We start from the raw sequence: 1,346 nt of genomic DNA, 5'->3' as shown, positions 1-1,346 counted from the left end.
GGTAGTGTAAACAGAACTGTGTCACGGCTCTGATTTTTTATTATTTCCCTCTTATTTGTGTGCAGATTTCATATCTGCATACAAATAAGAGGAGCCTTTCACAGGCAAAGTTACATAATCTTGAACCTATCTCCAAATTTTATAGCAAGTTGTTGTGATATCAGTGCCCAATTAGACAGGGGCATAGTCCATTTCCCACTAATGTCTCGATAGGCAAGATACACAAGTTTTTCAAGTGCGGTGTCTGACGGGAACACACCCTTGTTCTTCGTTACCTTGCGCACCTGACGGTGATAACCCTCAACCGTATTGGTTGTGTAGATAAGCTTGCGGATTGCAGGGGTATACTGGAAATATTCCGTAAGACGCTCCCAGTTGTCGCGCCAGGATTTGATTACTATAGGGTACATCTCGCCCCATTTTTCATCAACCATGTCAAGCTGTGCCAATGCAGAATCCTTGCTTACAGCACCATATACGGTCTTGAGATCCTTCAGAAACTCTTTCTGATGCTTGCTTCCTACATACTTGATTGAGTTACGGATTTGGTGGACTACACATAGCTGAACGGAGGTTTCAGGGAATACACTTTGGATGGCGTCAGGGAATCCCTTAAGACCGTCTACGCAACAAATCAGAATATCACGTACACCACGGTTTTGAAGGTCAGTCATAACATCAAGCCAGAAGTTAGCACCCTCACTCTCAGATATATACATACCAAGAAGATCCTTGTGACCAGACTTGTTTATACCTAATACGTTGTATATTGCACGAGTGACTGCACGACCCTTATCGTCCTTTACCTTGTAGTGAATGGCATCAAGCCAGCAAATGGCATAGACTGGGTCAAGCATACGTGACTTCCAGGCTGTTATTTCGGGAAGAACTCGGTCGGTTATAGAGCTGATGGTTTCGGCTGAAAGGGTTGTGTTAAACTCACGCTCAAAGTACTTGCTTATATCACGAGTGCTTGTACCAAGGGCATACATGTTGATGATTTGATCTGCCATACCTTCAGCAAGAATGGTTTCACGCTTCTTGACCGTTTCCGGTTTGAAGGAGCCGTCACGATCACGAGGCGTTTCTACTGTCACCTCTCCATACTTTGTCTGTACGGTCTTGCTCATCTTGCCGTTACGACGATTGCCAGAACTACGGTCAGCACTATTAAGGTGGGCATCCATCTCACCTTCTAAGGCTGCGTTTAGGATACGTTCCAGCATGGGAGCCAAAGCTCCGTCTTTACCAAAGAGTGCTTCACCGCTACGCAGCTGCTGGGCTGCTTTCTTGTAGTCTATTTCCAAATTGTCCATATTATAAGAACTGTGTTAAACTATTATTAT

Annotated in this window: 1 protein-coding gene; it reads right to left on the bottom strand. The window is 44.5% G+C overall.

Annotated elements, in window-relative coordinates; genetic code table 11:
• Positions 1-110: 110 nt before the first annotated feature.
• A complete protein-coding gene (locus HMPREF0673_RS01135) occupies positions 111-1,316 on the bottom strand; it encodes an IS256 family transposase (protein WP_007897015.1) in 1,206 nt (401 codons plus the stop codon).
• Between the last annotated feature and the right edge of the window lie 30 nt (positions 1,317-1,346).

Source organism: Leyella stercorea DSM 18206 (assembly GCF_000235885.1).
Classification (GTDB): domain Bacteria; phylum Bacteroidota; class Bacteroidia; order Bacteroidales; family Bacteroidaceae; genus Prevotella; species Prevotella stercorea.
The sequence above is the reverse complement of the archived record's forward strand: the minus strand, read 5'-3'. Positions and strand labels throughout refer to the sequence as shown.

Excerpts from the sequence above, each read along its gene's own strand:
- HMPREF0673_RS01135 (WP_007897015.1), bottom strand. The coding sequence starts at position 1,316 with ATGGACAATTTGGAAATAGACTACAAGAAAGCAGCCCAGCAGCTGCGT.